Source organism: Streptococcus parasanguinis, assembly GCF_001074805.1.
Lineage (GTDB): Bacteria > Bacillota > Bacilli > Lactobacillales > Streptococcaceae > Streptococcus > Streptococcus parasanguinis_A.
On record NZ_JUPI01000050.1, the window covers coordinates 1 to 8,020 of the forward strand.

Consider the following 8,020-nt stretch of genomic DNA (forward strand, 5'->3'; position numbering starts at 1 on the left):
GTTGCTCAAAGCACTGCTTTGAGGTTGTAGATAGAACTGACGAAGTCAGTAACATATATACGGCAAGGCGAAGCTGACGTGGTTTGAATTTGATTTTCGAAGAGTATTAGCGAATATCCAAGTAATCCAAGACTAATTCGCAGAACATCATGTTGGCCCAAGAGAACCATTCACGCGAGTATTTGGTTGGATCATCTACATGGAAACTTTCGTGCATGACACCCGTGCCTCCATCGCAGGCAACCAGCTGATCGAGCAAGAATTTTTTCTCAGCTTTATCTGTCGTTGTCAATCCTTGAATGGATAAAGCAATCGGCCAGATATAGCGATAAAAGGTATGAGAACTTCCGAGTCCACTTGCGTACTTCCCTTCATAGAAGTAAGGATTTTCAGGGCTCAAAATCGTCCGACGAGTGGCTTGGTAGACCTCGTCGTCAATCTCGCAGTAGCCCAGATATGGAGCCGCCAACAAGCTTGGTACGTTCGGATCATCCATGATGCTAGCATTTCCCAAACCGTCTACCTCAAAGGCATAGATTTTCTCGCCCTTGCTGTTAGTGGTGTAGGCGTAGTTTTCGATCCCTTCTTGAATCTCCGCTTGCAGGCGTTTGGCATCTGCAATGATGCTTTCACTATCGGCTAGATTCAAGTCTGCAAAGATTTCTTGCACATAACCCAAGACAACCACTGCAAACATATTGGACGGAATCAAGTAACTATACTGACAGCAGTCATCACTTGGACGAAAGGCTGACCAGGTCATCCCTGTCACAGCAAAGTCAGGACCAAATCCGTCATTTACCAGCGTGTCTTCCTTACGATCTGTATCCCGAACAAAGCGATAAGGGGAATTCTTGTGGTCTTGTTCCACTGTCCAAAGATGAAGGATTTCCTTAGTCGCTGTAACAAAGGTTTCATCAAATTGGCTAGTCTCACCAGTTTCTTTCCAAAGAAGATAAGCCAGTTGCAAGGGATAGCAAAGCGAGTCCACTTCATACTTACGTTCCCAAATCCAGCCATTCAAATCGGTGTGATCAGTCTCGTGATGGCCTTTCCAGTTCTCCTCAATATTAAAAGAGTTGGCATAGGGATCCTTGAGGATCAAGGTCATCTGGCGTTTGACCAAACCAGCAATGGTCTGACGCAAACGAGGGTCTCTTTTTGCCACATAAAGATAGGGCCTCAATTGAGCCGTCGAGTCACGCAACCACATAGCTGGGATGTCCCCTGTTAACACAAAGGTTGAACCATCTTCTAAAATTTCAACTGTATTGTCCAAAGTGTCTGTATAACAACGTTCAAAGACATCCACCCACTCAGGGTACTCCTTAGCTCGCTCAGCCACTTGATCCAACCATTCTCGCACAATTTCTTTTGAATAGGTCATTTATTTTCCTCACACGTATCGATTCTTTCCTATTCAGTATAAAAGATTTCAAAAGGGAAATACATACGCAAACTATAGCCCTTTTTCTACAAAATTTTCCATTTGATAAAAACGCTATCATATTTGACAACACTTTGATACAATGAAGAAAATACCACCGCGTGTTCCAAGAAAAACACAGATCATTTAAGGTTGATGAAGAAAAAGGAGACAAGATGCGCACACATTGCCAAACCATCGATACCCGCTGGGGAAGCGATAATCATCCCCACTATTCGCACGGGAACACCCTCCCTTATACCGGAGTCCCTTTTGGGATGAACTACTTCCTTCCCCAGACGACACACGAACAAGGAGCTTGGTTTTTCAACCCCAATCTCCCTATTTTTCAGGGATTTCGTCTCACCCACCAGCCTAGTCCTTGGATAGGAGACTACGCTTGGTGCCTCATCACGCCCATCACAGGAGAAATTGCAAGTTCCGACCTCTTCCGTCGCCAAAGCAGTTATTCGATGAAAGAAGCCGTTTTCCAGCCCCACTACCTTCGTATTTTTTCGGAACGTTATCAGATTCACAGTGAGCTAGTTCCAAGCCGCTACGGGGCTGTCATGCGCTTTCGAGCACCAGAAAAGCTGACTCTCAGCTTTCATGCAGCAAATGAACTAGAGGACTTGACCCTGACAGATCAAACCTGCCACTTCCGCATTCTGGATCAGGCTCATACCGCAGATACTTCCTACTCTTTCTATCTCCAGTGGCAATTTAGCCAGCCGATCGAGAATGTCGCTCACATCGATCAAGATCTTTTTCTCACCTTTGCTAGCAAGGAAGTGACCGTCCAATTAGGAACTTCTTATCTGTCTCAAGACATGGCTCACAGCCATCTTCCCCACCTTTCCCTAGAGGAAGCTAAAAAAGAAGCAGCCGATCAATGGAATCAGCTGCTAAAACGAATTGAAGTAAAAGATGCCGGAGGGCGTGACCAAGCCTTTTTCGATCATTGCCTTTACCGTCTCCTCCTTTTCCCTCAAACCTTTTATGAAACAGATACCGAGGAAAATGACTGGCACCTGGATGTCACTCATAATGAAATCAAACCAGGAAAAGCTTATACCAATATCGGATTTTGGGACCTCTTTCGGACCTCTTTTCCTCTCTTTAGCCTTGTCTACCCCGATTATTACCGTCACTTTCTCGAAGGATTTTTAAACACTTACCAGGATACTGGTTTTCTACCAAAATGGTTGGCCCCAGATGAACGAGGGATGATGCCAGGCACCCTCATCGATGGCGTCTTTGCGGATGCTGTCACTAAAGGGATCGCACCAGACCTACATGAAAACATGCTCACAGCTATGCTCCAGACGGCTCAAAAAACAGATCCCACTCAACATTTTGGTCGCCATGGCAATGAAAGCTACACGGCCCTTGGCTACCTCCCCGATGATTTTCACGAAAGTGTGAGCCATAGCCTAGATTATGCCTATAGTGATTTTTGCATTGCTACCGTTGCCAAGCAATTGGGTCATACAGAAACAGCCGCTCGGTATGCTGCTTCTAGCCTCTCCTACCGAACATTGTATGATGCCCAAACAGGCTTCATGAGGGCGCGATCCACCAATGGAACCTTTAAAGAACCCTTCTCTCCTACCAGCTGGGGAGGAGATTATGCAGAATGCTCTGCCACCCAGGCTACTTTTGGAGCCTTACACGACCTCTCCGGTCTGATAGAGCTAATGGGCGGTAAAAAAGCCTTCACCCAACGACTGCTGGATCTGTCCAATCAAAAACCTCAATTTGATGTAAGAGGATATGGCTATGAAATCCATGAAATGAGTGAAATGGCCCAAGCTCCATTTGGGCAGATCGCCATCTCCAATCAACCCAGCTTTCACATTCCCTACCTCTTCCGTTACAGTCTTCATCCCGAATACACTAATCTCCTGATCCACCAGATCCGTTCCCAAGCTTTCCATCAAGATTTCCAAGCCTATCCAGGTGATGAGGACAATGGTAGCCTATCTGCTTGGTACATCTGGTCAGCCCTTGGACTCTATCCAACCTGTCCTGGAAAACCAATCTATGATCTGGGCCTCCCTCTCTTTAAAGAAGTTCTTCTCCATCTTCCAAACCATGAGCTCAAAATTTGCGCTAACTCCCATACTACAGGTGCCTATTTCATCCAAAAGGCCCGATTAGATGGCAAAGAGCAGCAAGAGATTGCCCACCAGGATCTCCTTGAAGCCCAGCTGCTTCAGTTCGAGCTTTCTTGGCTCCCCCCACATCCATAAAAAAAGTCGTCTGAAAGCAGACGACTTTTTTCTATTATTCATCTCCTACATGATAGTAGATCGATCCTTGTTCCCCAAAACTAGCGATTCCAACACCAGACCACAAGCGGTTCTTAGAGGCATCAGATGTATCCTTAAAAACGACTTGTCCTTGATCATCGACCTGATCACCAATGGTCACTCCCGCAGGAATATACTCCAACAAGAAGCCCCCATCACGACCACCATAGATACCTTCTGAGGCTGTCCCATAATCCGTTAAAGAAGCACCATAGCCCTCTAACTCTTGTGAAACCAACCCTTTGTCGTTAAAGACTAGCTTGTTTCCTTTATCATCTTGCCAGACACCAGCAATACTGCTGTAATCTCCATTGGCAATAGCCTCAAGATCCATTTTCTTCACTTCTTTTTTCTCTTCTTGTTTTTCTTTCTCCTTCACTTCTGAACTAGAAGCTGTCGTCTTTTTCACCTCAAAAGAAGCACTCGTTTGACTAGAAGAAGAATCTGATTTCTTACTCGCGCTCTGTTGCGAACAAGCCACCAACAGGAGTACACTAAGAAAACTCACCAGAATTGCACCAACTTTTTTCATTTAAAATTCCCCATACTTTTTTTTAGTTTAAAACCCTTTCATTGTAACGTATTTTCAAGCATTTGACAAGCTTCACTCCTCGTTTTTAATCAAAAAGAGACCGGGATAATCAGTCCTAGTCTCTCTTTTGATACAGCTCTTAATGAGCCAGCATTTCCTGTGCCACTTCTAAACCAGATAAGTTGGAAGGATAATAAGTTGGCCAATTTTCCAACTCATCATAAAGCGCTTCTTGACTCTTTCCTCCATGGAAAATGTGGAAGTGAGCTGCCTTTACCGGAGTGATTTCATGGTCACTAAATTGAACATATTTGAAGTCTCCCGCATCGCTCTCCTTGGCTTCAAAGAGATACCGAACACCACGATTCCCCTTCTTATAAGTCAAAATGTGCTTACCTACGTATTTATAGGTATATTTCTTAGAAGATCCTTTTTGATAAAACTCCATTGAATCCTTATCAATCTTAATCCGATCAATATCTGTTTGGTAACCCTTGGTATAATATTCCTTATACTCAGCAGCAGTCATGGTTGGATTTAATTTTGCCTTATAATCAAAGACCTGATCCAACGTTCCATCTTGCAAGTATGGATAAACCGATTTCCAATCACCCGCGTAATTTTCTAAGCTACGATCCTTCACTTGGTTATCCTCGAAATAGCCTTTTTGAACCGTCTTAGAATCTTCCTCATGTTCCGGTTGAATATCCTTACCAGCTTGGGATGTGGTTTTCTCTAGTGCCTTCAGATTCTCCTTCATAACAGACACGTAGTCTTCGCCATCTTTCATTTCTTGATCCGTCAGGCTTTCCAAAGGATTTAAGACAGCCAACTCAACACCAGCTTCAGAAGACAAGGTTTTCGCCAAGGACTTAGAAGCATTTTCCTCAAAGTAAATCACCTTGATCTCATTTTTCTTGATATACTCTGTCAATTCACGCAATCGTGCAGCAGAAGGTTCGCTATCAGGTGAAATCCCTGAAATAGCCACTTGGTTTAAGCCATAATCCAAGGCCAAGTAACGGAAAGCCGCGTGTTGGGTCACAAAATTCTTTTGCTTAGCATCTTTCAAGCCATCCTGATAAGCTTGATCCAAAGCCTGTAACTTCTTCAAATAAGCTTGCGCATTTTTCTCAAACGTCTTTTTCTTATCTGGATAAGCTGCGACCAACTGATCGCGAATCGACTCTACCATCTTCATGGCACGATGTGGAGAGAGCCAAAGGTGAGGATCATATTCATGATGGTGTTCTTCACCCCCTTCGTGTTCATGTTCCTCTTCCAATCCAGGAAGCAAGACCATGCCCTTGGTGGCATCGATCACTTTGGTTTTCTTATCCTTCATTGATTTCAAAAGATTTGGAACCCACGTTTCCATGTTTTCATTCTCATAGATGAAAACATCCGAATCTTGAATCATAGCCCGCCCCTTAGCAGACAATTCATATTCATGAGGCTCTGATCCCGCTCCAATGAGCAGGTCTACCATTCCTTCATCTCCGACAATATTTTTTGTAAAATCATAAACAGGATAAAAAGTGGTCATCACTTTTAATTTTCCATTTTGACTCTGACTTTTGCCACAAGCAGTCAAGATAAGGGCAAAAGCCACCAACAACATTAAACCTATTTTTTTAAATTTCATATTTACTTCCTCAAACGTGATCCAAGATTCACAAGCAAGAACAAGGCCACAAATAAGAGCGTGATGCTGGCACTCGCTGGTGTATCTGCAATATAAGACAAAATCAACCCACTAAACATCCCGATAAAGCCAATAATGACCGCAAGCAACATGACCCCACGGAAGTTCTTCCCTAATTTCAGCGCAATACTAGCCGGTAAGACCATGATGGTTGAAACTAATAACGATCCTGCTGCAGGAATCATTAAGGCGATAGCAACCCCCGTTACCACATTAAATAAAATGGACATAGTCCGGACAGGAAGGCCATCTACGAAGGCCGTATCTTCATCAAAGGTCAAAATATACATAGGCCGCAAGAATAAGGCCGTCAGCACTAATACAACGAAAGCAATCACAAACAAGGCGATCACCTGTTCATCTGTAATGGTTAAGGTAGAACCAAACAAATATTGATCCAAGCTCATCGAGCTTTTCCCACCACCACGCATCAGTACCAAAGCTAGGGCAAGACCAGTGGACATTAGAATTGCCGTCCCGATCTCCATAAAGTCCTTAAATAAGGTCCGCAAATACTCAAGAAAAACCGCAGCTATAATGACAATGATCATAGTCGAAAGCGTCGGAGAGATCCCAAGGAAAAGCCCAAAAGCGACACCCGCAAGAGAGACGTGACTCAGCGTATCACTCATCAGACTCTGCCGTCTCAAAATCAAGAAAATCCCTAATACAGGAGAAAAAAGACTCATGGCAACCATAGCCAACAAGGCTCGCTGCATAAAATCATACTGGAATAAATCAAGCATGGTCACCCTCCCCTTCTATATCATGGACGTTAAAACATCTCCAAGGAGAGCTCTGGTCGCGAACCAAATGAATATTCCGATCCGCAAACTGGTTAACCTCTTCAGGATCATGCGTAATCATCAAAACAGATTTTTGATGGTGATGCGCACTGTGATGCATCAACTCATAAAAATCACTCTTTGTCGTCGCATCCATCCCTGTTGTCGGTTCATCTAAAACAAAGATATCCGGATCTGAAGCAAACATCCGAGCAATGACAGCCCGTTGTTTCTGACCACCAGACAAAGAACCAATCGCCCTATCCTTGAACTCCAGCATCCCAACAGATTCTAAACTCTTTAGAATATGCTTTTCATCGTGCTCATTCAACTTTCGAAACCAGCCTTTACGAGGATATCGACCTGACTTCACAAATTCATAGACCGTGCTGGGAAATCCAGCATTAAAACTAGCAATCTGTTGTGGCAAATAAGCAATCCTTAACTTATTTCCCTTAACATTCGTCTTTGAAATCTCAACTGTCCCAACCTTGGGCTGTAAAATCCCAAGACTAGCCTTAATCAAGGTTGACTTAGCAGCCCCATTTTCCCCGGTCAAGGTCACAAACTCCCCACTATCTAAGTAGTAATTGATCCCTTCTAAAACCGGTTCCCGATCATAATAGAACGATAAATTCGAAACCGTAATATACCTCAAACTATAACTCCTCTTCCAATAGATCTAAAAACCGCGAAATGACCCCTTGCTCATTCTTAGTAAACTTCGACAAAACATCCTCATAAGTGTGAAGGGTATGCTGATGGTGGTGCTGATGCTCTAATGCAATCGGCTTACCAATCTCAGTTAAGCGATAATAGAGAACCCGAGCATCATTCTCATCGCGATAAGTCTCTAACATCCCCTGGCTTAATAAGGGCTTCACAGCCTTCGTGATAGCCGCCTGACTGACATTCAATTTCTTAGCTAAGACAGAATTGGTTAGAGCTTCATCAGCAACCAGCATCAAAATATGTTCCTGAGTGTTGGTTAATGAAACACCACTTGTACAAGAACCAACTAAAATCTCATGCTGATTTTCTGATAACAATAAAATAGAATTTAAAAATCGATCGATTTTATTTGCAACTTCAGACAAAATTAACTCCTTCTAATTCACTAAAAGAAACTTTACCGGTTAATTATATCATAAAAAAGAAAAAATTAAAACAAAAAAAGGAGTAAAACTCCTTTATAATCTATACCGGCGGCCGGGGTCGAACCGGCACGTCCTTGCGGACACTGGATTTTGAGTTCCATAA

Annotated in this window: 7 protein-coding genes; 1 reads left to right on the plus strand and 6 read right to left on the minus strand. The window is 43.4% G+C overall.

Annotated features, from left to right (window positions below):
• Positions 1-106 precede the first annotated feature (106 nt).
• Positions 107-1,387 (minus strand): glycoside hydrolase family 125 protein, encoded by a 1,281-nt coding sequence (locus tag ADI76_RS03390; protein WP_049514766.1) that lies wholly within the window; start codon positions 1,385-1,387, stop codon positions 107-109.
• 215 nt (positions 1,388-1,602) lie between these two features.
• Here ADI76_RS03390 and ADI76_RS03395 point away from each other — a divergent pair, with 215 nt between their 5' ends.
• On the plus strand, positions 1,603-3,678 hold the full coding sequence (locus ADI76_RS03395; RefSeq protein WP_049514767.1) for a GH92 family glycosyl hydrolase: 2,076 nt from the start codon (positions 1,603-1,605) through the stop codon (positions 3,676-3,678).
• A 34-nt stretch (positions 3,679-3,712) separates the two neighbouring features.
• Here ADI76_RS03395 and ADI76_RS03400 read toward each other — a convergent pair whose 3' ends face one another.
• The 5 genes from ADI76_RS03400 to ADI76_RS03420 form a co-directional block, all read right to left on the minus strand.
• Positions 3,713-4,270, minus strand: a complete 558-nt coding sequence (locus ADI76_RS03400) for a DUF6287 domain-containing protein (protein WP_049514768.1) — start codon at positions 4,268-4,270, stop codon at positions 3,713-3,715.
• 139 nt (positions 4,271-4,409) lie between these two features.
• Positions 4,410-5,915 (minus strand): zinc ABC transporter substrate-binding protein AdcA, encoded by a 1,506-nt coding sequence (locus ADI76_RS03405; protein WP_049514769.1) that lies wholly within the window; start codon positions 5,913-5,915, stop codon positions 4,410-4,412.
• Between the two features lie 2 nt (positions 5,916-5,917).
• The gene (locus ADI76_RS03410) at positions 5,918-6,721 is read right to left on the minus strand and encodes a metal ABC transporter permease (RefSeq protein ID WP_049506201.1); all 804 of its coding nucleotides are present in this window, start codon (positions 6,719-6,721) and stop codon (positions 5,918-5,920) included.
• Positions 6,714-7,418: a metal ABC transporter ATP-binding protein gene (locus ADI76_RS03415; protein ID WP_049514770.1), complete on the minus strand. Its 705-nt coding sequence runs from the start codon at positions 7,416-7,418 to the stop codon at positions 6,714-6,716. The genes ADI76_RS03410 and ADI76_RS03415 overlap by 8 nt, the downstream gene beginning before the upstream one ends.
• 1 nt (position 7,419) lies before the next feature.
• Positions 7,420-7,857: a zinc-dependent MarR family transcriptional regulator gene (locus ADI76_RS03420; protein WP_003004547.1), complete on the minus strand. Its 438-nt coding sequence runs from the start codon at positions 7,855-7,857 to the stop codon at positions 7,420-7,422.
• Positions 7,858-8,020: the final 163 nt, after the last annotated feature.

Excerpts from the sequence above, each read along its gene's own strand:
- ADI76_RS03390 (WP_049514766.1), bottom strand. The coding sequence starts at position 1,387 with ATGACCTATTCAAAAGAAATTGTGCGAGAATGGTTGGATCAAGTGGCT.
- ADI76_RS03395 (WP_049514767.1), top strand. The coding sequence starts at position 1,603 with ATGCGCACACATTGCCAAACCATCGATACCCGCTGGGGAAGCGATAAT.
- ADI76_RS03400 (WP_049514768.1), bottom strand. The coding sequence starts at position 4,270 with ATGAAAAAAGTTGGTGCAATTCTGGTGAGTTTTCTTAGTGTACTCCTG.
- ADI76_RS03405 (WP_049514769.1), bottom strand. The coding sequence starts at position 5,915 with ATGAAATTTAAAAAAATAGGTTTAATGTTGTTGGTGGCTTTTGCCCTT.
- ADI76_RS03410 (WP_049506201.1), bottom strand. The coding sequence starts at position 6,721 with ATGCTTGATTTATTCCAGTATGATTTTATGCAGCGAGCCTTGTTGGCT.